Below are 21632 nucleotides of genomic sequence, written 5' to 3'. Positions count from 1 at the left end.
CCGCCTCGCGGCAGACCATGCGTCCGCGCGGCCACGAGTTCCGATCCGCCCGATGAGCCCGCCCGGGGGATCAGCCGCGACCGGCCATGCCGCCGGGCATCCGCACGTCCTCTATCACGACGTCGACCGAGGTCACCCGCGTGCCCAGCATCAGGCCCACCGCCCGCGCCACGTTGGCCTTGACGGCCCGCGCCACGTCCATGATCACGCTGCCGTACTCGACCGACACCACCAGGTCCAGCGCCACCTCGTGCTCGCGGGCGTGCACGCGCACCCCCGGCCGGGTGCCGAGGCCGCCCAGCGCGGCCACGCCGCCCACCTCCAGCACGGCGAGCGCGACGATCCGCTCGATCACCTCGTCCTCGATGGTGATCCGGCCCTGCACCGCGTCACCGGTCCCGCCCCGCCCGCCGCCCGGCGCGGGCGTGCCGGACAGGACCGAGGGACCGGCCGAAAAGCCGCTCGAAGGAAGGCCCGCCGGTCTGGGGCCGCCCTGCAACGGTTCGGACAGGTCGCGCTCCTGGGCGTGCCGCCCGCCCTGCGCGGGCACGTGGGGCGTCGGCGGCGCGGGCGGGGCAGAGGGGGCGGACGGGACGGACGGCGCAGGTGGTGCGAGCGGTGCGACGGCGGGCGCGGCCAGCGGTGTCCCTCCGGGCGGCGTGCCGAGCGAGCCGCCGGGTGCTCCGCCGGGCGGCGGGGGAGCGCCTCCGGACGTGGCCGGCCCCGGGAAGAACGGCATCGACCGCGCCTCGGGACGGCCGGGCTCCCCGCCCTGTCCGGAATACCCTTTGTCGAGGTCGGTCATCGTCGGCTCCCATGATCGTTCGACGGTCCGCGGGCGGTGTCCATGGTGGCCGAGTGACGCCGGTGGCGCCAGGTGTGGCGGACAGGTGCGTCAGGATGCGTGTCAGACGCATGGCATGGCGGCCGGCGGGGCCCGCGCCCCCGGGGGCGGCCCGGCTGCGGGGCGGCCGGTGCGGCTCTCTATGCTGCAGGCAGGCCGTGAACACTAAGGAGAGCGCCGCCTTGAGCGTAGAGCCGGAGGAGCCCGTGGTGCAGGAGGCGCGCGCGGACGCGCCCGAGCCGGAGGGCTGGGGCGCCACCGTCCCGCAGGTCGAGGAGGAACGGGGCGGCGCGGGCGCGCCCGACAACTTCCAGCGGCTGTGGACCCCGCACCGGATGGCCTACATCAAGGGCGAGAACAAGCCCTCCGGGTCCGGCGCGGGCGACGGCTGCCCGTTCTGCGAGATCCCGAAGATGACCGACGAGGAGGGCCTCGTCGTGGCCCGCGGCCGGTCGGTGTTCGCGGTGCTGAACCTGTACCCCTACAACTCCGGGCACCTGATGGTGGTGCCCTACCGGCACGTGGCCGACTACACCGAGCTGGACGCCGGGGAGTACACCGAGCTGGCCGAGACGACCCGCCGGGCGCTGGCCGCGCTGCGCAAGGCCAGCGGCGCGCAGGGCTTCAACGTCGGCATGAACCTGGGCCTGGTCGCCGGGGCCGGCATCGCCGCGCACCTGCACCAGCACGTCGTGCCCCGCTGGGGCGGCGACACCAACTTCATGCCGGTGGTCGGCCACACCAAGGTGCTGCCGCAGCTGCTGCGCGACACCCGGCAGATCGTCGCCGACGCGTGGCCCCGGGACTGACGGCGATGGCGCAGGTACGACCGGTGCTGCTGTACGACGGGGACTGTGGGTTCTGCACCGCCTCGGTGCGGTTCCTGGAGCGGCACATCCCCACCGAGGCGGAGATCGTCGCCTACCAGGCGGCCGACCTGGCCGCGCTCGGCACCACCGCCGACCGGGCCGGGTACGAGGTGGTGTGGATCGGCCGCGGCGGGCGCGTCGCGGGCGGCGCGCAGGCGGTGTCGCGGCTGCTGATGGACGCCGGGGGCCGCTGGTGGCCGCTGGGCGCGCTGGTGCGGCTGCCGCCGGTGCGGTGGATCGCGCACGGCGTCTACCGGCTGATCGCCAACAACCGCCACCGGCTGCCGGGCGGCACCGCGGCGTGCGCGATCCCGCGCCGCGACGAGGCCACGGGCGACGGCCCAGGCAACGGACCAGGCAACGGCGCGGGCGGCGGCGGGAACGCGGGCGGGAGCGGGCCCGGAAACGGGTCCGGGAAGGGCTAGCGGCCCGCGCTCAGGGCTTCTCGGCCGGGGCCGGGGCGGGGGAGCGGGCGCCCGCCTCCCGCAGCTCCGACACCGTCACGAACTCGAAGCCCTTGGCGCGCAGCCCCCGGATCATCGGCACCAGGTTCCGCAGCGCCACCAGCCGGTCGGGGTTGCCGGTGTCGTGGGCCAGCACGATGCCGCCCTGCTGGGTGTTGCCGACGATGTAGTCCACCAGCTTGGGCGGGTGGGCCTCGTAGGTCTTCTCCAGCATCTTGATCGACCACAGCGTCATGTCGTAGCCGAGCTGCCCGGCGGCGCTGACGGCGGTGCCGCCGAAGTGCCCGAACGGCGGCCGCAGCAGCCGCGCCTCGCGGCCCAGCACGCTCCCGATCGCCCGGTGCGCGCGGCCGATCGCCGCCAGCGCCTCGGGGTGGGTCATCCGGGACAGGTTCTGGTGCGCCCAGGTGTGGTTGGCGGCCTCGTGCCGGGCCATCCGGTCCTTGATCAGCCCGCCGTTGCGCACCAGCCGCTCGCCGACCAGGAAGAAGGTCGCCTTGACCTGCTCGGCGTCCAGCACGTCGTGGACCATCGGCGTCCAGTTCGGCATGGGGCCGTCGTCGAAGGTGAGGGCCACCAGCTTCTGGGCGGTGTCCACCGAGTAGACGATGTCCACGTGGCCGTTGTGGCGCGGCCGCCACGGACCGGCCACCGGCACCGCCATCGCCGAGTCGGGCGTCAGGTCGCTGCCGACCGACGCCAGGATCGACTGCTGCCCGCCGTCGGCCAGCAGCGCGCCGCCGACCGCCCCGGCGGCCGCGCCGCCCGCCGCGATCCCGGCGCCCTTGAGGAAGCGGCGGCGGCCCCGCCGCGCGCCTTCCCCGGCCCGCCCCCGCGCCTCGTCCTGCTGCCCGTCCTGCTGCTGAACGCGCTGTTCAGCGCCCTGTTCGGCCTCGCGGTCCACTTCGTCCCGCCGCCCGCGCTCGTCCCCCGTGTCGCTCATAACCCGCTAAGAATCGCACAGCGGCACGACCGCTTCGATCATCCGCCGGGAGGAGGCGGGATCACTCCCGGGCGGGACGGGCCGGGGCCGCCGGCCCGTCCCGGGGAGGGGCGCTCAGCCGGCCTTCTCCTCGGCGGCGACCTTGTCGGCCAGGTGCGAGGGCAGCGGCTCGTAGCGCAGGAACGCCCGGTCGAAGGTGCCGGTGCCCTGCGACAACGAGCGCAGGTCGACGGCGTAGCGCACGATCTCCAGCTGCGGGACCTCCGCCTTGATCAGCGTGCGGCCGCCCGGCACCGCCTCGGTGCCCAGCACCCGGCCGCGCCGGGAGGTGAGGTCCGACATGACCGGCCCCACGTACTCGTCGGCGATCAGCACCCGCACCTCGTCGACCGGCTCCAGCAGCAACATCGGCACCTTGGCCGCGGCGTCCTTCAGCGCCAGCGCCCCGGCCGCCTGGAAGGCCATGTCGGAGGAGTCCACCGAGTGCGCCTTGCCGTCGTGCAGGGTCACCCTGATGTCGACCAGCGGGTACCCGGCCGCCACGCCGCGCGCCATCTGCTGGCGCAGGCCCTTCTCCACCGAGGGGATGAACTGCCGGGGCACCACCCCGCCGACGATCTTGTCCACGAACTCGAAGCCCGCGCCGGACGGCAGCGGCTCCACGGCCACGTGGCAGATGCCGTACTGGCCGTGCCCGCCGCTCTGCTTGACGTGCCGGCCGAGGCCGCGCGCGGCGCCGCCGAAGGTCTCGCGCAGCGGCACCCGCAGCCCGACCCGCTCGACCGCCACGCCGTAGCGGGCCGACAGCCGGTCGACCAGCACGTCGGCGTGCGCCTCGCCCATGCACCACAACACCAGCTGGCGCGTCTCGGGGTTGTTCTCCAGCCGCAGCGTGGGGTCCTCGGCCACCAGCCGCGCCAGCGCCTGGCCGAGCTTGTCCTCGTCGGCCTTGGAGCGGGCGCGGATCGCCACCGGCAGCAGCGGGTCGGGCATCGTCCAGGGCGCCATCAGCAGCGGCGTGCCGGGGTCGGACAGGGTGTCGCCGGTCTCGGCGCGGCTCAGCTTGGCCACCGCGCAGACGTCCCCGGCGACGCACTCCGACACCGTGCGCTGCGCCTTGCCCAGCGGCGAGGTGAGCGCGCCCACGCGCTCGTCCACGTCGTGGTCCTCGTGGCCCCGGTCGGCCATGCCGTGCCCGGAGACGTGCACCACCGAGTCGGGCCGCAACGTCCCGGAGAACACCCGCACCAGCGAGATGCGCCCCACGTAGGGGTCGGACGCCGTCTTGACGACCTCGGCGACCAGCGGGCCGTCCGGGTCGCAGGCGATCTTCTTCGGCGGGCCGCCGGTGACGGCGGTGACCGGCGGGACCGGGTGCTCCAGCGGGCTCGGGAACGCCTGGGTGACCACCTCCAGCAGCTCGGCCATGCCCACCACCGGGCCGGGGTGGTCGCCGTGCGGCACCGAGGTGGCCAGCACCGGGTAGAAGCCGCCGCGCGCCACCGCGGTCTCCAGGTCCGCGATCAGCGCCTTGACGTCGAGGTCGGCCCCGGACAGGTAGCGCTCCATCAGCGTCTCGTCCTCGCTCTCCTGGATGATCCCCTCGATCAGCGCGGCGCGCTGGTCGGCGATCCGGTCCAGGAACTCGGGGTCGGGGTCGCGCTCGACCCGCGTCCCCGAGGAGTAGTCGAAGCAGCGCTGGGTGAGCAGCCCGATCAGCCCCCGGAGGCCGTCGCCGGAGGAGACCGGGAAGTAGCAGGGCAGCACGCCCTCGCCGAAGGCGTCCTGGCAGGTGGCCAGGACCTCGTCGAAGTCGCCGCGCTGCTGGTCGACCTTGGTGATGACCACCGCGCGCGGCATCCGGACCGCCGCGCACTCCTCCCAGAGCATGCGGGTGAGCCCGTCGATGCCGTCCACCGCCGAGACGACGAACAGCGCCGCGTCGGCCGCGCGCAGCCCGGCCCGCAGGTCGCCCACGAAGTCGGCGTAGCCGGGGGTGTCGATGAGGTTGACCTTGACGTCGCCGAACAGCAGCGGCGCCACCGCGAGGTTCACCGACCGCCGCTGGCGCACCTCGACGTCGTCGTAGTCGCTGACGGTGCTGCCGTCCTCCACGCGGCCGCGCCGCTGCACGGTGCCGGTGGCCGCCAGCAGCGCCTCCACCAGCGTGGTCTTGCCCGCTCCCGAATGGCCGACCAGCGCGACGTTGCGCACCCCGTCGGGCCGGCCGGCCCCCGGTCCCCTGCCGGAGCCTCCCGGGTGGCCTCCCCTGTCGGTCATGACTACCTCCTCGGCCGGGCGCCCGCGCCGGGGCCCGCGTGCGGCTGGGGCCCGGCCGTCCCCGGCCCGGCCCTGACGTCCGAGTGCGGCGCCCTGCCCGCGACGTGCGTGACCGACGTCACACCCGTCCCCACACCCTTTCCCGGCACGGCACAGATCACAAGGGGCCGGACACGACCGGCGCCGGAAACCGGTCCGGGCCGGGCGGCCGGGCCCGGACCGGCGCGCGGCCTGCGCCCCCGGGGCGGGCGGTGACCACTACGATGGGCGCGCTGCGCGGCCCGCGGGCGCTGCCACCCCGACATCACGAGGGCCACCCCACACCACGAGAACGGACGGCGATGCTCAACAAACTGCGGCCCGCCCTGGGCCGCGTCCTGACCCCCGTCGGAAAGGCGGTCGCGCGGACCGGGGTCTCGCCCAACGCCATCACGGTCATCGGCACCGCGGGCGTGGTCGCCGGCGCGCTCGCGCTGTTCCCCCGCGGCGAGTTCTTCTGGGGCACGATGGTCATCACCGTGTTCGTGCTGTTCGACATGCTGGACGGCGCGGTCGCGCGGGTCACCGGCAAGGGCTCCACCTGGGGCGCGTTCCTCGACTCCACCATGGACCGGGTCGCCGACGCCGCCATCTTTTCCGGCCTGATGATCGGCCTGTACCGGGACGGGCAGCACACCCTGGCGGGCGTCGCGCTGTACTGCCTGGTGGCGGGCGTGGTGGTGTCCTACGCCAAGGCCCGCGCCGAGGGGCTCGGCTACACCTGCAACGTGGGCATCGCCGAGCGCTCCGAGCGGCTGGTGATCGCGCTGGTGGCCGCCGGGTTCGACGGGCTGGGCGTGCCGTTCCTCCTGGCCGTGGCGCTGTGGGTGCTGGCGGCGCTCAGCACCGTCACGGTGGGGCAGCGCTTCGCGGTCGTGCGCAGGCAGGCCCTGGCCGAGGCCGCCGCCCTCCGGGAGAACCGCGCATGATCTCCGCCTCCGCCGCGCGCGACGAGGTGATGGACGCCGCCTACGCCCTGGGCTGGACGGTGGTGCGCAAGACCCCCGAGCGGGCCGCCCGGCTGGTGTTCGCCGGCCTGGCCGACCGCACCTGGCAGCGCCACGGGCACGGCGTGCGGCAGCTGGAGCGCAACCTGCTGCGCGTCACCGGCAAGGACGCCGTGGACGACGAGGTGCGGATCCTCAGCAAGAAGGTGCTGCGCTCCTACTTCCGCTACTGGCTGGAGGTCTTCCGGCTGCCCGAGTACGACCGCGACCGCATCCTCGGCCGGATGCGCGTCACCGGGCACGAGAAGTTGTTCGCCACCCTGGATTCCGGCCGGGGCGCGATCCTGGCGCTGCCGCACATGGGCAACTACGAGCAGGCCGGCGCGTGGCTGGTGCACAGCGGCTACCCGTTCACCACCGTCGCCGAGCGCCTCAAGCCCGAGTCGTTGTTCGACCGGTTCGTGGAGTTCCGCGAGGGTCTGGGCATGGAGGTGCTGCCGCACAAGGGCGCCTCGGCGTTCGGGCGGCTCGCCCAGCGGCTGCGCGCCGGGCGGCCGGTGTGCCTGGTGGTGGACCGCGACCTCACCGACAGCGGCGTCGAGGTGAAGTTCTTCGGCGAGACGGCCAAGATGCCGGCGGTGTCGGCCGCGCTGGCGATCCAGACCGGCGCTGCCTTGTTCCCGGTCACCCTGTGGTACGAAGGCGAGTACTGGGCGGCCCGTGTCCACGAGGAGGTCCCGGTGCCTGGCGAGGGCGTCAGACAGGAGAAGATCCAGGCCATGACCCAGGAGCTGGCGCGCGTCTTCGAGGAGGGCATCGCCGCGCACCCCGAGGACTGGCACATGTTGCAGAAGGTGTGGGTGGCCGACCTGCCGGGCGGGGCGGGGGCCCCGCGGTGAGGGTCGGCATCGTCTGCCCCTACACCTGGAACGTCCCCGGCGGCGTCCAGCAGCACATCCGCGACCTGGCCGAGGCCCTGACCGGCGTCGGCCACCAGGTGTCGGTGATCACCCCGGCCGACGACGACGCCGAGCTCCCGCCGTACGTGGTGTCGGCGGGCCGCGCGGTCCCGGTGCCCTACAACGGCTCGGTGGCGCGGCTGGCGTTCGGGTTCCTGTCGGCGGCGCGGGTCAAGCGCTGGATCAACGAGGGCGCCTTCGACGTGCTGCACGTGCACGAGCCGGCCGCGCCGTCGCTCGGCCTGCTGGCGTGCTGGGCCGCCGACGGCCCGATCGTCGGCACCTTCCACGCCTCCTACGAGAAGTCGCGCGTGGTGTCGGTCACCGCGCCGATCCTGATGAGCGCCCTGGAGAAGATCACCGGCCGGATCGCGGTGTCGGAGGCGGCCCGCACCACGCTGGTGGAGCACCTGGGCGGCGACGCGGTGCTGATCCCCAACGGCGTCGCCACCGAGCGTTACGCCATGGCCGACCCGCTGCCGGGCTGGCCCGGCGAGCCCGTGGGCCGGGGCGAGGGCGGCGCGCTGGGCTTCCTCGGCCGCATGGACGAGCCCCGCAAGGGCCTCCAGGTGCTGCTGCGCGCCTTCGACGTCCTGGGCCGCCGCCGTCCGGGCCTGCGGCTGCTGCTGGCCGGGCCCGGCGACGCCGACGAGGTGGTGGCCCGCGTCGCGCCCGAGCTGCGCGACCGCGTGGTGGTGCTGGGCATGGTCAGCGAGGAGGACAAGGTCCGCGCCTACCACTCGGTGGACGTGTTCGTGGCGCCCAACCTCGGCGGCGAGAGCTTCGGCATCGTGCTGGCCGAGGCGATGAGCGCGGGCGCGCCGATCCTGGCCAGCGACATCGAGGCGTTCGACCGGGTCCTGCTGGGCGGCCGCGCCGGGGCGCTGTTCCCGGTCGGCGACCATCAGGCGCTGGCGGCGGCGGCCGAGGAACTGCTGGACGACCCCGCCCGCCGCAAGCAGCTGTCGACCGAGGCCCGCACCGCCGTGCGCGCCTACGACTGGTCGGCGGTGGCCCGCGACGTGCTGCGCGTCTACGAGACCGTCGCGCCCGACGGTGCCGGGGTCGTCGTCTCCGGCCGCGGCGCCTAGGGGGAGCGGTGTTCCCCGACTGGATCATCGACGTCCTGTTCTGGGTCGCCGTCGTCTTCCTGGTGGGCGTGTACGTCTCCTGGCGCGCCACCCGGCTGGACCGGCTGCACGTGCGGGTGGAGACCGCCCGCGCCGCGCTGGACGCCGCGCTGGTGCGCCGCGCGGCGGTCGCGCTGGAGCTGGCGGCCTCCCGGCTGCTGGACCCGGCCACCAGCCTGGTGCTGGCCACCGCCGCGCACGAGGCCCGCACCGCCGACGCCGACAACCGCGAGTTCGCCGAGAGCGACCTGTCGCGGGCGCTGCGCGCGGTGGTGGACCAGCCAGACTTCGCCGCCACCCTGCTCGCTTCGGTCAGCCAGCAGGACGACCGGGGCGAGGGCAGGGCCGTGCTGGAGGAGCTGGGGGCGGCGGCGGCCAAGGTCGTGTACGCGCGCAGCTTCTACAACGACGCGGTGGCGGCCGCGCGCATCGCCCGCCGCAAGCTGCTGATCCGGGTGCTGCCGCTGGCCGGGAAGGCCCCGCTGCCGGGCTTCTTCGAGATCGACGACGACCCGCCGCGCTGGTGACGCCGCCCGCCCGCGCACTGCGATATTTCCCACCCGAGTCGACGAACCGGACAAACGCCTGATTTCCTTTCGTTACCCTCGGCAGGGTCGCGAGCGAGGAGGCGTGCAGAGTGCGGTCAGCGTGGAAGGGGTCCGTTCCGGGCCGGACGGGCGTGCGGACGGGCGCCCTCGTGGGCACGGCGGTCCTGCTGGCCGGGTCCCTGGCGGCCTGCTCGGACGGCAAGGGCCCGACCAAGGCCGCGCCGCCCAGCGGCACCCCCGGGACGCCGGCGGCCACCGGAACGCCCGCGCCGACCACCCACCCGTTCACCGGCGGGCGCACGGGCCTGCGCAACCCGGTGCTCGCCGTCAAGATCGAGAACACGCGCCCGGCGATGCCGCAGAGCGGGGTGTCGGCCGCCGACATCGTCTACGTCGAGCAGGTCGAGGGCGGCGAGACCCGCCTGATGGCCGTCTACTCCTCCAAGCTGCCCAAGCGCGTCGGCCCGGTCCGCAGCGCCCGCATCTCCGACCTGCACCTGCTGCCGCAGTTCGGGCGGCCCGCCTTCGCCTTCTCCGGCGTGCAGAGCAAGATGAAGAAGTACATCCGCCGCGCCCCGGTCTACGACATCTCCCAGGAGAACGCGGGCGCCGCCTACTTCCGCGCCGGGCCCAAGCCCATCCCGTACAACCTGTACGCCGACCCCAGGAACCTGCTCAAGCAGGCGCCCAAGGCCGCCGCGCCCCGCGACGTCGGCTTCCGCTTCGGGCCCGCCCCCGCCGGGGGCAAGGCCACCCGCTCCTTCACCGCCAAGTGGCCCGCCGCGACCATGGGCTTCACCTGGTCGGCCAAGCAGAAGCGCTGGCTGGCGTCCTACGGCGGCCGCCCCGACAGCGCCGCCGAGGGCGGCGTGCTGGGCGGCGCGACCATCGTGGTGCAGTACGCCAAGACCACCCGGTCCAAGTTCCACGACTTCCTGGGCAGCTACACCCCGCTGATCCACACCACCGGCACCGGCCGCGCCACCGTCCTGCGCGACGGCAAGGCCTACGACGCCAAGTGGTCCCGGCCCGCCGACGACAAGGGCACCACCTTCACCACCGCCGACGGCAAGCCGATGACCTTCGCGCGGGGCCAGGTCTGGGTCGTGCTGGTGAACGAGGGCAAGCCCCGCATCCCCTGACCGGCGGGCCGATCGGGCGGACCGATCGGGCGGTGACTGTCACCCCGTAAGGGGGCGGCGCGGGCCGCTGACACTCTGCCGGGTCCGGGCACGGCCCTAGCAGGCAATATCATGGAAGGCGACTTGTCGTCCGTCACGTGAGGAATGCCCGTGTCCACTCCCAGTGCCGCCACCGAGACCACCGCGCCCGCGACGGGCACCGCCCGCGTCAAGCGCGGGATGGCGGAGATGCTCAAGGGCGGCGTGATCATGGACGTCGTCACCCCCGAGCAGGCGAGGATCGCCGAAGACGCCGGCGCCGTGGCCGTCATGGCCCTGGAGCGGGTGCCCGCCGACATCCGCGCCGAGGGCGGCATCTCCCGGATGAGCGACCCCGACATGATCCAGGGGATCATCGACGAGGTGTCCATCCCGGTCATGGCCAAGGCCCGCATCGGCCACTTCGTCGAGGCCCAGGTGCTGCAGTCGCTCGGCGTCGACTACATCGACGAGTCCGAGGTGCTGACCCCGGCCGACTACGACAACCACATCGACAAGTGGGCCTTCACCGTGCCGTTCGTGTGCGGCGCGGTCAACCTGGGCGAGGCGCTGCGCCGCATCACCGAGGGCGCGGCCATGATCCGCTCCAAGGGCGAGGCCGGCACCGGCGACGTCTCCAACGCCACCACCCACATGCGCAAGATCCGCAACGAGATCCGCCGCCTCCAGGGCCTGCCCGCCGACGAGCTGTACGTCGCCGCCAAGGAGCTCCAGGCCCCCTACGAGCTGGTCCGCGAGGTCGCCGAGAAGGGCAAGCTGCCGGTGGTGCTGTTCACCGCGGGCGGCATCGCCACCCCGGCCGACGCCGCCATGATGATGCAGCTGGGCGCCGAGGGCGTGTTCGTCGGCTCGGGCATCTTCAAGTCCGGCAACCCGGGCCAGCGCGCCGAGGCCATCGTCAAGGCCACCACCTTCCACGACGACCCCGACGTGATCGCCAAGGTCTCGCGCGGGCTCGGCGAGGCGATGGTCGGCATCAACGTCGCCTCCCTCGGCGAGGACCAGAAGTTCGCCGGCCGCGGCTGGTGACCGGCTGGTACCAAGCGATGACCGACGCCCGCTCCTGACAGCGGGCCGAACGGAAGAGCAACCGCCCGGTCAGCTGACCGGGCGGTTACTTTCGCCGCCCCCTCCACACCGTCCCGGCCCAGGGTTTACGCTGGCGGCGCGGCCGGAGGGGGTGCGAGCCCCGGGGCGGCCGGCCGCGGGAGGGGAACGAGCATGGGGTGGTCGGTCGCACTGGCCTGCGCGAGCGCGGGCGACCCCGCCGAGGTCTTCCGGCCGGGCCTGGCGCCCGATCCGAAGGCCGCGACGGCCCTGGCGCACGACCTGTACCCGGCCGCCGCCCTCACCGAGACCGGCGAGACCGTCCTCGACTTCGCCCTGTGGCCCTACGAGGACGAGCTGTTCGTCGGCGCCTACGACCGCGCCCTGCTGGTGTGCGACCGGCGGCTGTTCCGCCAGGACGACGACGCCCGCCGCGTCGCCGACACCACCGCCGCCGCCCTGCCGGGCGCGAACTGCGGCGTGCTGGTGCTGCACAGCGTGATCGCCGGATGCTGGTTCCGCTGGTACGAGGCGGGCGAGCTGCGCCGCGACGTGTTCGTCACCGCCGAGGACGGCGTGGTGGTGGACCAGGGCCCCCGGCTCCCGGCCGAGCGCCCGTTCTGGCGCGCCGTCGACGGCGGGGCCCCCGACGTGCCGCTGCCGTTCGACCCCGAGGAGTTCGGCCTGGCGCTGGCCGGATCGTGCATGTTCGGCCGCGGCATCGCCGACCGCGGCGACGACGGCTTCCTGCCGCTGGAGCTGCCGCTGCGCCGCTTCAAGATGGGCTGACGCGCCGCCGCCGGGGAAGAAGGCCGCTGTTCACCCGCGTTGTAACCAACATCTAGGGTGTCAACGGCTTTACCCCCTTTTCCCGGAAGGACCATCGGTGACTGCTGTGCCGACGATCGGCGTCCTCGCCCTCCAGGGCGACGTGCGCGAACACTCCAGGGCGCTGGAGGGCGCCGGGGCGCGCACGCTGAAGGTGCGCCGCCCCGAGGAGCTGGAACAGATCGACGGGCTGGTCATCCCCGGCGGCGAGTCCACGGCCATGTGGAAGCTCGCCCGCGCCTTCGACCTGCTGGAGCCGCTGCGCAAGAGCATCGAGGCGGGCCTGCCCGCCTACGGCTCCTGCGCCGGCATGATCATGCTGGCCGACCGCATCCAGGACGGCATGCCGGGCCAGGAGACCGTCGGCGGCATCGACATGACGGTGCGCCGCAACGCCTTCGGCCGCCAGGTGGACTCCTTCGAGGCCGAGGTGCCGCTGACCGGCATGGGGGACACGCCGTACCACGCCGTTTTCATCCGCGCCCCCTGGGTGGAGGGCGTCGGCGACGGGGTCGAGGTGCTCGGTCGTGCCGACGGCGGCCCGAACGTCGGTAGGATCGTCGCCGTCCGTCAGGGCCGTCTCATGGCGACCTCCTTCCATCCGGAGCTGACGGGTGACTTCCGTGTGCACCACTACTTCGCCGATCTGGTGCGCCGGGCGATGGACCAGGAGGATTGACAGATGTCCGGCCATTCCAAATGGGCGACGACCAAGCACAAGAAGGCCGCCCTGGACGCCAAGCGGGGCAAGCTCTTCGCGAAGCTGATCAAGAACATCGAGGTCGCGGCGCGCACCGGCGGCGGCGACCCCGAGGCGAACCCGACGCTCTACGACGCCATCTACAAGGCGAAGAAGAGCTCGGTGCCCAACGACAACATCGAGCGCGCGCGCAAGCGCGGCGCCGGTGAGGAGGCCGGCGGCGCCGACTGGCAGAACATCACCTACGAGGGCTACGCGCCGGGCGGGGTCGCGGTGCTCATCGAGTGCCTCACCGACAACCGCAACCGCGCCGCCTCCGAGGTGCGCGTCGCGCTGACCCGCAACGGCGGCTCGCTGGCCGACCCGGGCTCGGTCTCCTACATGTTCAACCGCAAGGGCGTCGTGCTGGTGCCGAAGGCGGGCACCAGCGAGGACGACGTCATGATGGCGGTCCTGGAGGCCGGCGCCGAGGAGGTCAACGACATCGGCGACGAGTTCGAGGTCGTCTCCGAGGCCGGCGACCTGCTGGCGGTCCGCAAGGCGCTCCAGGACGCGGGCATCGACTACGACTCGGCGGAGAGCAAGTTCCTGCCGACCATGTCGGTGCCGCTGGACGAGGAGAACGCCCGCAAGGTGTTCCGCCTGCTGGACGCGTTGGAGGACTCCGACGACGTCCAGGAGGTCTACGCCAACTTCGACGTCTCCGAGGAGATCCTCGCGTCGCTGGACTGACCTCCGTCGTTCGATCGCCGTACCGCGAACGCCGCCGCGCCCCACCGGGGAGCGGCGGCGTTCGCGCACCCGGTGGCCTAGGGGCTGGATCATGGAGATCCGCCCGCTCACCGCCGACGACCTCGACGCCGCCCTGGACAGCAACATCCGCGCCTTCGGCCCCGTGCCCGCCGCGGACCGCGACGCCTGGCGGAGCCGGGTCTCCCTGGCGCTGCCCGAGGGCCGCCTGCTGGGCGCCTTCGACGGCGGCCGCCTCGTCGCCACCTCCCGCGTGCTGGACTTCCGGCAGTGGTGGCACGGCAGAGCGGTCTCGATGGGCGGCGTCGCGGGCGTGACGGTCGCCCCTGAGGCGCGCGGGCGCGGGATCGGGCGGCGGATCGTGACGGCCGCGCTGGAGTTGTGCGCCGCCAAGGGCCACGCGGTGTCGGTGCTGTTCCCGGCGACCACCCGCATCTACCGCAGCCTCGGCTGGGAGCACGCGGGCGGCTTCCACAAGGTGCGGCTGCGCACCGAGGCGCTGCGGACGCTGGACGCCGCGCCGGTGCCGGTCCGGCGGGCCACGCCGCAGGACGCCGCCGAGGTCGGGGCGGTGCTGCGCCGCGTCCACGGCGAGGCCCGCGACTCGGGCCCGGTCGACTGGACCGTGGACATGTGGCGGCACAAGCTGTCCGACGAGGACCTGTTCTCCTACCTGGCCGAGGACGGTTTCCTTGCCTACCGGTGGCAGGACGGGCGGGGCGAGTCGTTGCGGGTGGAGAAGCTCGTGGCGGGCTCGGAGGCGACGCTGCGCGCGCTGGCCGCCATCGTGGGGTCCGGGTCGTCGATCGCCGAACACGTCACCGCCGCCCTGGCCCCCGGTGACCCGCTGCTGTGGCTGCTGGGGGAGCGGGAGGTGGACCAGCTGGAGCGCACCCAGTGGATGTTCCGCCTGGTGGACGCGCCCGCCGCCATCGAGGCGCGCGGCTACCCCGAGGGCGTGACGGCCGACGTCCCGCTGGCCGTGGAGGACCTCCGGATCAAGGGCAACTCCGCGTCCTGGCGGCTGATCGTCGCGGACGGCCGGGGACGGCTGGAGCCCGCCGCCGACGACCCGGCCGCCGTACGCGTCGGCGCGCGCGGCCTGGCGGCCCTGTACGCGGGCGTCCCGGTCGCGACGCTGCGCCGCGCGGGCCTGGCCGAGGGCGGCACGGCGGGCGCGCTGGAGGCGCTGGGCGCGGTGTTCGCGGGGGCCGCGTTCTCGCTGGACTACTTCTGACCCCGGCACGTCGCGCGCGACGATTGTCCTCCGGGTTCGGTAGCGTGTCCCGAGCCGAACAAATGATCGAAAAGGGGTGGCCGTGCGGGTGATGGGCGTGGACCCCGGCCTCACCCGGTGCGGGGTCGGCGTGGTCGAGGGCGCGCCGGGCAAGCCGCTCAGCCTGGTGCACGTCAGCGTGGTGCGCACCAGCCCCGACGACGACATCGCGCTGCGGCTGCTGGGCGTCGAGCGGGGCCTGGAAGCGCTGATCGACGAGTGGCGGCCCGACGCCATCGCGGTCGAGCGGGTCTTCGCCCAGCACAACGTGCGCACCGTCATGGGCACCGCCCAGGCCGCCGGGATCGCGCTGGTGGCGGCCGCGCGGCGCGGCCTGCCGGTCGCGATGCACACCCCCAGCGAGGCCAAGGCCGCCGTCACCGGCAACGGCCGCGCCGACAAGGCGCAGGTCACCACCATGGTGACGCGGCTGCTGCGGCTGGAGGAGGCGCCCAAGCCCGCCGACGCCGCCGACGCCCTCGCGCTGGCCATCTGCCACGTGTGGCGCGGCGGCGCGCAGGCCCGGCTGGCCGCCGCCCGCGCGGGCGCGGGCCAGGGCACCCACGCCCAGCGCAACGCGGCGCGCATCGCGGCCGCCCAGGCCGCCGCCAAGGCCGCCACCAGGAACCGAGGAGGAAACGCGCAGTGATCGCCTTCGTCAGCGGCCAGGTGGCCGCCGCCGGCCCCGACGGGGCCGTCATCGACGTGCACGGCGTCGGATACGCGGTGCAGTGCACCCCGACCACCCTCGCCGGGCTGCGGGTCGGCGACCAGGCGAAGGTGCCCACCTCGCTGGTGGTGCGCGAGGACTCGATGACGCTGTTCGGGTTCGCCGACGACGACGAGCGCCAGGTGTTCGAGCTGCTCCAGACCGCCAGCGGCGTCGGCCCCCGCCTCGCCCTGGCCATGCTGGCGGTGCACACCCCCAACGCGCTGCGCCACGCGGTCGCCGCCGAGGACCTCAACGCCCTCACCAAGGTGCCCGGCATCGGCAAGAAGGGCGCCCAGCGCATCGTGCTGGAGCTGAAGGACCGCCTCGGCGGCCCGATCGGCGACGCCCCCGGCGTCCGGACCCCGGCCCGCGCCGCCGCCTGGCGCGACCAGGTGCAGGCCGGCCTGATCAACCTGGGCTGGTCGGCGCGCGACGCCGACGCCGCCGTGGACGCGGTCGCCGCCGACCTCGACGGCGCCGACACCCCGCCCGTTCCGGTCCTGCTGAAGGCCGCCCTGAAGAAACTGAGCAATTGAACGATTTCGGAGACCACGACGAGCGCCTGGTGTCGGCCGACCCGGAGGGGGCCGAGGAGCAGGTCATCGAGGCGGCGCTGCGGCCCAAGCAGCTGGCCGACTTCGTCGGCCAGGACCGGGTGCGCGAGCAGCTGTCGCTGGTGCTGCACAGCGCGCTGCGCCGCGGCCGCACCCCCGACCACGTGCTGCTGTCGGGCGGGCCGGGCCTCGGCAAGACGACCCTCGCGATGATCATCGCGGCGGAGCTGGGCCAGCCGCTCCGCATCTCCTCCGGGCCCGCCATCGAGCGCGCCGGCGACCTGGCGGCGATCCTGTCCACCCTCGCCGAGGGCGAGGTGCTGTTCCTGGACGAGATCCACCGGATGGCCCGGCCCGCCGAGGAGATGCTCTACATGGCGATGGAGGACTTCCGGGTCGACGTCGTGGTGGGCAAGGGCCCCGGCGCGACCGCGATCCCCCTCGACATCGCCCCGTTCACGCTGGTCGGGGCCACCACCCGGGCCGGGATGTTGCCCGGCCCGCTGCGCGACCGGTTCGGGTTCGTCGCGCACATGGACTTCTACGGCCCCGCCGAGCTGGAGGTGATCGTCAAGCGGTCCGCGCGGCTGCTGGACGTGCGGATCACCGACGACGGCGCCGCCGAGGTCGCCGGCCGCTCCCGCGGCACCCCCCGCATCGCCAACCGGCTGCTGCGCCGGGTCCGCGACTACGCCGAGGTCCGCGCCGACGGCGTGGTGGACCTCGACCTGGCCCGCTCGGCGCTCAGCCTCTACGAGGTGGACGAGCGCGGCCTGGACCGCCTCGACCGCGCCGTGCTGGGCTCGCTGCTGCGCAAGTTCGGCGGCGGCCCCGTCGGGCTGTCCACGCTCGCGGTGTCGGTGGGAGAGGAGCCCGAGACCGTCGAGGTCGTCGCCGAGCCGTTCCTGGTCCGGCAGGGCCTGCTGGCCCGCACCCCGCGCGGCCGCATCGCCACCCCGGCGGCGTGGGCGCACCTCGGGCTGACCCCGCCGCCCACCGCGCCGCTGGCCGGAACGTTGTTCGAGGTGGACGGCGAGGGCCCCGGACCGCAGTAGGTGATCTTCCGGTAACGGCTTGGGAACTTCCCGGCCGCGCTGCTCGTCACGTCGTTGCCGGGCCCTGGCGTACTCTCTAGACTCCGGGACTCGGTCCCGTCTCCCAGCCGACGGATGCTGGATGAGGCCATATCGGCGACCGGCTGGGCACAACCACATCGGAAGGACGCCCTCGTGATGGGCAGCGACATGATTATTGCGGCACAGAACTCGGGCGGCAGCGGCGCCTTCAACCTCCTGCTGCTGCTCGCGGTGCCCCTGGTGTTCTACTTCCTGCTGATCCGCCCGCAGAGCAAGCGGCGCAAGGAGCAGCTGGCGATGCAGAGCGCCATCGAGCCCGGCACGAAGGTGATCACCACCGCGGGCATGCACGCCACCGTGGTCGAGGTGGACGAGGACGGCGAGCTGCTGCTGGAGATCGCCCCGGGCGTCCAGGCGCGCTTCCTCAAGCAGGCCGTGATGACCGTCGTCAAGGACGAGCCGGCCGACGAGGCCGACGACGAGGAGCTGGACGGCGGGACCGACACCGTCGACACTCCCGGCGCCGCCAAGCCCGCCGCCTCGATCGACCTGTCCAAGGACGACGCGGTCGGGCACGCGGACGCCGAGGAGGCCGGCACGGCCGCCCCCGCCGGCAAGGCCGCGGAGAAGCCGTCGGCCTGAGGCCGCACCGCCCTCGACTCTCAGACGGGAAGTATGACGACCAGTGGCTCCGCCTCGTAGCAATGTTCCCCGGCCCGGGCGCACCCTCCTCGCGTTGTTCGCGGTGCTGGCGGTCCTGACCGGCGTGATGGTCCTGCAGGGCCAGCTCACCCCCAAGCTCGGCCTCGACCTGGCGGGCGGCACGACCGTCACGCTGACGGCCAAGACCGAGAGCGGAAAGACCCCGCCGGCCACGCAGATGGACCAGGCCGTCAAGATCATGACGCAGCGCGTCAACGGTCTGGGCGTGTCCGACGCCGAGGTCGCCAAGCAGGGCAGCAGCAACATCGTCGTCAACGTGCCCGGCCAGGGCCAGGACGGCGTCGTCCAGCTCATCGGGACCACGGCGAAGCTGCAGTTCCGGCAGGTGTTCGCGGCCGCCGACGGCAAGCCCAACGCCGCCGCGCCCGCGCCGACGCCGACGACGACCGGCAAGGACGCGAAGAAGGACAAGGACAAGAAGGACAAGAGCGCCTCCCCGTCCCCGTCCACCTCGCCGTCCGGCACGGCCACCCCGCGCGGGCGGGCGCTCAGCGAGGCGCTGGCCGCGCCGACGCCCCAGCCGTCGGGCTCGGCGCCGGGCACCCCCGCCCCCGCCACCTCGGGCACGCCGCAGCTCCAGGTGCCGCCGGTCCAGCCGTCGGGCGCCGACTACACCGGCATCGACGACAAGGCCGTGATCAAGCAGTTCGAGGAACTGAACTGCTACAAGGCCGACAAGCGGGTGCCGGGCGCCAACGACCCGGCCCGCAAGTTCGTGGTGTCCTGTGATCAGAAGGAAGAGGGCGGCCAGGTCTCCAAGTACATCCTGGGACCGGTCCGGGTCCTGGGCGAGCAGGTCTCCGACGCCAGCGCGATGCCCCCGGACGCCACGCAGGGACAGAGCAGCTGGTGGGTCAGCATGAAGTTCAAGTCCCAGGGCGGCAGGGAGTTCGGCGAGGTCACCGCCGACGCCTACCAGGCCTACCAGGCCAACCCCGGCGACCCGCGCGGCCAGGTCGCGATCGTGCTGGACGGCCAGGTGGTCTCGGCTCCGCAGATCCGCAGCGGCGCGATCACCGGCGGCACCGCGCAGATCGACGGCCCGCCCGAGAGCTTCACCCAGTCCTACGCCAACGACCTCGCCAACGTGCTGAAGTACGGCGCGCTGCCGCTGGAGTTCACCCAGAGCTCCATCGACGAGGTGTCGTCCACGCTGGGCTCCGACCAGCTGCGCGGCGGCCTGATCGCCGGCGCGATCGGCCTGGCGCTGGTGGTGCTGTACTGCCTGTTCTACTACCGGGGCCTCGGCATCGTGGCGGTGCTGAGCCTGCTGGTGGCGGCCGGCATCACCTACCTGTCGGTGGTGATCCTGGGCGAGAACATGGGCTTCCGGCTCTCGCTGCCGCACATCATCGGCCTGATCGTGTCGATCGGCATCACCGCCGACTCGTTCATCGTGTACTTCGAGCGGCTGCGCGACGAGCTGCGGGCCGGGCGCAAGCTGCGGCCGTCGGTGGAGGTCGCCTGGAAGCGGGCCCGGCGCACCATCCTGGTCGCCGACGCGGTCACCTTCCTGGCGGCGCTGGTGCTCTACTTCCTGGCCGTCGGCGGCGTCGCGGGCTTCGCGTTCGCGATGGGCCTCACCACGCTGATCGACATCGTGGTGGTGTTCTTCTTCACCAAGCCGCTGGTGGCGCTGCTGTCGCGGACGCAGTTCTTCGGCAGGGGCCATCCGATGTCCGGCCTGGACCCCCGGCGCCTGCACAAGGCGACCCCGGCACCGGCCGTCCGCACCAGCAAGCAGGAGGTGTGACCATGGCGTTCCGAGCGGTCGTCTCCCGGGTCTACCGGGGCGAGATCAGCGCCGACATCGTCGGCAAGCCCAAGGTCTGGTACTCCATCTCCGGGCTGCTGCTGGTGTTCTCCATCGCGGGCCTGCTGATCCAGGGCCTGAACTTCGGCGTGGAGTTCAAGGGCGGGTCGGTGTTCACCTTCGGCGCCTCCAGCCACTCCATCGAGCAGGTGCGCGGCGCGGTCACCGGCGCGGGCGCGCACCAGGCCATCGTGCAGAAGGCCGGCGACGACTGGCGCGTCACCACCGAGAGCCTGTCGTCGCAGCAGGTCACCGAGGTCAAGCAGAACATCGCCAAGGAGCTGTCGGTCCCGGCCGACAAGGTCAGCACCCAGGTGGTGGGGGCCTCGTGGGGCGGTGAGATCCAGAGCAAGGCGTGGCAGGCGCTGGTCGTCTTCATGATCTTGATCATCGCCTACCTGTCGGTGGCCTTCGAGTGGCGGATGGCGCTGGCGGCGGTGGTCGCGCTGGTGCACGACCTGGTCATCACCGCGGGCGTCTACGCCTGGTCCGGCTTCGAGGTCACCCCGGCCACGCTGCTGGGCTTCCTGACGATCCTGGGCTACTCGTTGTACGACGCGGTGGTGGTCTTCGACATGATCAAGGAGGTCACCAAGCCGCTCACGCCGACCTCGAAGATCACCTACAGCGAGGCCGCCAACCAGGCGCTGTCGTCCACGCTGGTGCGCTCGCTGAACACCTCGCTGGTGGCGATCCTGCCGGTCGCGGCGATCCTGTTCATCGGCACCACGCTGTTCGGCGCGGGCACGCTGAAGGACCTGTCGTTGTCGCTGTTCGTCGGCATGATCGTCGGCACCTACTCCTCGATCTGCGTCGCCACGCCGCTGCTGGTGCAGCTCAAGGAGCGCGAGCCCAAGTACGTCCAGCTGCGGCAGAACCTCGCCCGCCGCGAGGCCAGCGCCAAGCGCCAGGCCAAGGCCGCCAAGGCCGGCGCGGCGGTGGACGACACCCTGGCCGACGACGTGCCCGAGGACACCGCCGGCGACGGCGACGTCCCGGCGGGCGTCACGGTCCGCAAGGTCGTCCAGCAGGGACCGCGCCAGCAGCCCAAACGCGGCACCCGCACCCAGCGCCGGAGCAAGTAAGGTCCGGCGCCGCACCACCGCGGAGCACGTTCCATGACGACGGCCGCGTCCACCCCGCGTGGGCGCGGCCGTCGCCTGTCATCCACCTTGTGCGCGCAACCGTCACCGAACCCTGGGGGAACCGCCGATGGACCTCGACAAGCTGATCAACGACCGGATCCGCGACGTGCCCGACTACCCCAAGCCCGGGGTGCTGTTCAAGGACATCACGCCGCTGCTGGCCGACCACGTGGCCTTCGCCGGGGTGGTGGACACCATCGTCAACCACCACGGCCGCGGCACCATCGACAAGATCGTCGGGATCGAGGCGCGCGGGTTCATCCTGGCCGCGCCGGTCGCCTACCACTTCGGCGCGGGCTTCGTCCCGGTGCGGAAAAAGGGGAAGCTGCCCGCGGCGACCCTGGAGGAGAACTATGATCTCGAGTACGGGGCCGAGACGATCGAGATGCACACCGACGCCTTCGACCCCGGTGACCGGGTCCTGGTCGTGGACGACGTGCTGGCCACCGGCGGGACGGCGCGGGCCGCCGTCGATCTGGTGCGGCGCGGCGGCGGCGACGTGGTGGGGCTGTCGGTGCTGATCGAGCTGTCCTTCCTGGACGGCCGGGCCCGGCTGGGTGATCTGGACGTCCATTCGCTGGTCACGGTCTAGGACGAAAGAGGCGCCGGATAGACTGGCGTCGTAGGAAGTCCGGTGGGGACGGGCGCTCCCGCGGGGCAGGCAGGGCAGCGCGCCCGCAGGGTCTGGGGAGGCTGGGTGCCCGGTGAGGTATCGACCGACGCGGTGACCGGAGCCGCGCCGCCGTCGCACGAGACGGCGCGCCGTGCCGCTCCGCCCGCCGCGCCGCCCGCCGGGCCGGTCCG

General features: G+C 73.4%; 22 protein-coding genes. 19 read left to right on the top strand and 3 right to left on the bottom strand.

Annotated features, from left to right (window positions below):
• Positions 1-70 precede the first annotated feature (70 nt).
• Positions 71-805 (bottom strand): Asp23/Gls24 family envelope stress response protein, encoded by a 735-nt coding sequence (locus tag AH6_RS25770; protein WP_083983455.1) that lies wholly within the window; start codon positions 803-805, stop codon positions 71-73.
• Between the two features lie 221 nt (positions 806-1026).
• On the opposite strand from AH6_RS25770, the gene AH6_RS25765 reads away from it, so the two are divergent.
• Positions 1027-1653, top strand: a complete 627-nt coding sequence (locus AH6_RS25765) for an HIT family protein (protein WP_067484558.1) — start codon at positions 1027-1029, stop codon at positions 1651-1653.
• Between the two features lie 5 nt (positions 1654-1658).
• On the top strand, positions 1659-2138 hold the full coding sequence (locus tag AH6_RS25760; protein WP_083983454.1) for a thiol-disulfide oxidoreductase DCC family protein: 480 nt from the start codon (positions 1659-1661) through the stop codon (positions 2136-2138).
• A gap of 10 nt (positions 2139-2148) precedes the next feature.
• Here AH6_RS25760 and AH6_RS25755 read toward each other — a convergent pair whose 3' ends face one another.
• Complete coding sequence (locus tag AH6_RS25755) at positions 2149-3120, bottom strand: polysaccharide deacetylase family protein (protein ID WP_157431716.1); 972 nt, start codon at positions 3118-3120, stop codon at positions 2149-2151.
• A 114-nt stretch (positions 3121-3234) separates the two neighbouring features.
• The gene (locus AH6_RS25750) at positions 3235-5400 is read right to left on the bottom strand and encodes an elongation factor G-like protein EF-G2 (RefSeq protein ID WP_067484543.1); all 2166 of its coding nucleotides are present in this window, start codon (positions 5398-5400) and stop codon (positions 3235-3237) included.
• A gap of 341 nt (positions 5401-5741) precedes the next feature.
• Here AH6_RS25750 and pgsA point away from each other — a divergent pair, with 341 nt between their 5' ends.
• The 17 genes from pgsA (at position 5742) to AH6_RS25665 (ending at position 21420) form a co-directional block, all read left to right on the top strand.
• Positions 5742-6368 carry a phosphatidylinositol phosphate synthase gene (gene pgsA / locus AH6_RS25745; protein WP_067484540.1) on the top strand — a complete coding sequence of 209 codons (627 nt, stop codon included), beginning with the start codon at positions 5742-5744 and terminating at the stop codon, positions 6366-6368.
• Positions 6365-7285 carry a phosphatidylinositol mannoside acyltransferase gene (locus AH6_RS25740; RefSeq protein WP_067484537.1) on the top strand — a complete coding sequence of 307 codons (921 nt, stop codon included), beginning with the start codon at positions 6365-6367 and terminating at the stop codon, positions 7283-7285. Before pgsA ends, AH6_RS25740 begins: the two co-directional genes overlap by 4 nt.
• Positions 7282-8436, top strand: coding sequence for a glycosyltransferase family 4 protein (locus AH6_RS25735; protein ID WP_067484717.1), 1155 nt, complete (start codon positions 7282-7284; stop codon positions 8434-8436). The genes AH6_RS25740 and AH6_RS25735 overlap by 4 nt, the downstream gene beginning before the upstream one ends.
• Positions 8437-8444: 8 nt before the next feature.
• A complete protein-coding gene (locus tag AH6_RS25730; protein ID WP_067484534.1) occupies positions 8445-9002 on the top strand; it encodes a hypothetical protein in 558 nt (185 codons plus the stop codon).
• A gap of 170 nt (positions 9003-9172) precedes the next feature.
• On the top strand, positions 9173-10165 hold the full coding sequence (locus tag AH6_RS25725) for a DUF3048 domain-containing protein (protein WP_245679464.1): 993 nt from the start codon (positions 9173-9175) through the stop codon (positions 10163-10165).
• 144 nt (positions 10166-10309) lie between these two features.
• Positions 10310-11233: a pyridoxal 5'-phosphate synthase lyase subunit PdxS gene (gene pdxS, locus AH6_RS25720; RefSeq protein ID WP_067484530.1), complete on the top strand. Its 924-nt coding sequence runs from the start codon at positions 10310-10312 to the stop codon at positions 11231-11233.
• Positions 11234-11425: 192 nt separating this feature from the next.
• On the top strand, positions 11426-12040 hold the full coding sequence (locus tag AH6_RS25715; protein ID WP_067484527.1) for a DUF6928 family protein: 615 nt from the start codon (positions 11426-11428) through the stop codon (positions 12038-12040).
• 97 nt (positions 12041-12137) lie between these two features.
• Positions 12138-12758, top strand: a complete 621-nt coding sequence (pdxT, locus tag AH6_RS25710; RefSeq protein ID WP_067484524.1) for a pyridoxal 5'-phosphate synthase glutaminase subunit PdxT — start codon at positions 12138-12140, stop codon at positions 12756-12758.
• 3 nt (positions 12759-12761) lie between these two features.
• Positions 12762-13511 (top strand): YebC/PmpR family DNA-binding transcriptional regulator, encoded by a 750-nt coding sequence (locus tag AH6_RS25705; RefSeq protein ID WP_067484521.1) that lies wholly within the window; start codon positions 12762-12764, stop codon positions 13509-13511.
• A gap of 91 nt (positions 13512-13602) precedes the next feature.
• On the top strand, positions 13603-14766 hold the full coding sequence (locus AH6_RS25700) for a GNAT family N-acetyltransferase (protein ID WP_067484517.1): 1164 nt from the start codon (positions 13603-13605) through the stop codon (positions 14764-14766).
• An 82-nt stretch (positions 14767-14848) separates the two neighbouring features.
• On the top strand, positions 14849-15454 hold the full coding sequence (gene ruvC, locus AH6_RS25695) for a crossover junction endodeoxyribonuclease RuvC (RefSeq protein ID WP_067484715.1): 606 nt from the start codon (positions 14849-14851) through the stop codon (positions 15452-15454).
• On the top strand, positions 15451-16053 hold the full coding sequence (ruvA, locus tag AH6_RS25690) for a Holliday junction branch migration protein RuvA (protein WP_067484514.1): 603 nt from the start codon (positions 15451-15453) through the stop codon (positions 16051-16053). Before ruvC ends, ruvA begins: the two co-directional genes overlap by 4 nt.
• Positions 16050-17126, top strand: coding sequence for a Holliday junction branch migration DNA helicase RuvB (gene ruvB / locus AH6_RS25685; RefSeq protein ID WP_067484501.1), 1077 nt, complete (start codon positions 16050-16052; stop codon positions 17124-17126). The genes ruvA and ruvB overlap by 4 nt, the downstream gene beginning before the upstream one ends.
• A 177-nt stretch (positions 17127-17303) precedes the next feature.
• On the top strand, positions 17304-17789 hold the full coding sequence (yajC, locus tag AH6_RS25680; protein WP_067484498.1) for a preprotein translocase subunit YajC: 486 nt from the start codon (positions 17304-17306) through the stop codon (positions 17787-17789).
• Positions 17790-17892: 103 nt separating this feature from the next.
• Positions 17893-19623, top strand: a complete 1731-nt coding sequence (gene secD, locus AH6_RS25675) for a protein translocase subunit SecD (RefSeq protein WP_307190397.1) — start codon at positions 17893-17895, stop codon at positions 19621-19623.
• Positions 19624-19625: 2 nt separating this feature from the next.
• The gene (secF, locus tag AH6_RS25670) at positions 19626-20768 is read left to right on the top strand and encodes a protein translocase subunit SecF (protein WP_067484491.1); all 1143 of its coding nucleotides are present in this window, start codon (positions 19626-19628) and stop codon (positions 20766-20768) included.
• 127 nt (positions 20769-20895) lie between these two features.
• Positions 20896-21420 (top strand): adenine phosphoribosyltransferase, encoded by a 525-nt coding sequence (locus AH6_RS25665; protein ID WP_067484488.1) that lies wholly within the window; start codon positions 20896-20898, stop codon positions 21418-21420.
• Positions 21421-21632: the final 212 nt, after the last annotated feature.

Source organism: Actinomadura hibisca NBRC 15177, from assembly GCF_001552635.1.
Taxonomy (GTDB): Bacteria; Actinomycetota; Actinomycetes; order Streptosporangiales; family Streptosporangiaceae; genus Spirillospora; species Spirillospora hibisca.
Note: the sequence above shows the minus strand (reverse complement) of the source record. Positions and strands in the feature narration are given on the sequence as shown.

Bases quoted from the DNA above. Each gene is read 5' to 3' on its own strand.
- AH6_RS25770 (WP_083983455.1), bottom strand. From the start codon at position 805: ATGACCGACCTCGACAAAGGGTATTCCGGACAGGGCGGGGAGCCCGGC.
- AH6_RS25760 (WP_083983454.1), top strand. From the start codon at position 1,659: ATGGCGCAGGTACGACCGGTGCTGCTGTACGACGGGGACTGTGGGTTC.
- AH6_RS25755 (WP_157431716.1), bottom strand. From the start codon at position 3,120: ATGAGCGACACGGGGGACGAGCGCGGGCGGCGGGACGAAGTGGACCGC.
- AH6_RS25750 (WP_067484543.1), bottom strand. From the start codon at position 5,400: ATGACCGACAGGGGAGGCCACCCGGGAGGCTCCGGCAGGGGACCGGGG.
- pgsA (WP_067484540.1), top strand. From the start codon at position 5,742: ATGCTCAACAAACTGCGGCCCGCCCTGGGCCGCGTCCTGACCCCCGTC.
- AH6_RS25740 (WP_067484537.1), top strand. From the start codon at position 6,365: ATGATCTCCGCCTCCGCCGCGCGCGACGAGGTGATGGACGCCGCCTAC.
- pdxS (WP_067484530.1), top strand. From the start codon at position 10,310: ATGCCCGTGTCCACTCCCAGTGCCGCCACCGAGACCACCGCGCCCGCG.
- AH6_RS25715 (WP_067484527.1), top strand. From the start codon at position 11,426: ATGGGGTGGTCGGTCGCACTGGCCTGCGCGAGCGCGGGCGACCCCGCC.
- AH6_RS25705 (WP_067484521.1), top strand. From the start codon at position 12,762: ATGTCCGGCCATTCCAAATGGGCGACGACCAAGCACAAGAAGGCCGCC.
- AH6_RS25700 (WP_067484517.1), top strand. From the start codon at position 13,603: ATGGAGATCCGCCCGCTCACCGCCGACGACCTCGACGCCGCCCTGGAC.
- yajC (WP_067484498.1), top strand. From the start codon at position 17,304: ATGGGCAGCGACATGATTATTGCGGCACAGAACTCGGGCGGCAGCGGC.
- secF (WP_067484491.1), top strand. From the start codon at position 19,626: ATGGCGTTCCGAGCGGTCGTCTCCCGGGTCTACCGGGGCGAGATCAGC.
- AH6_RS25665 (WP_067484488.1), top strand. From the start codon at position 20,896: ATGGACCTCGACAAGCTGATCAACGACCGGATCCGCGACGTGCCCGAC.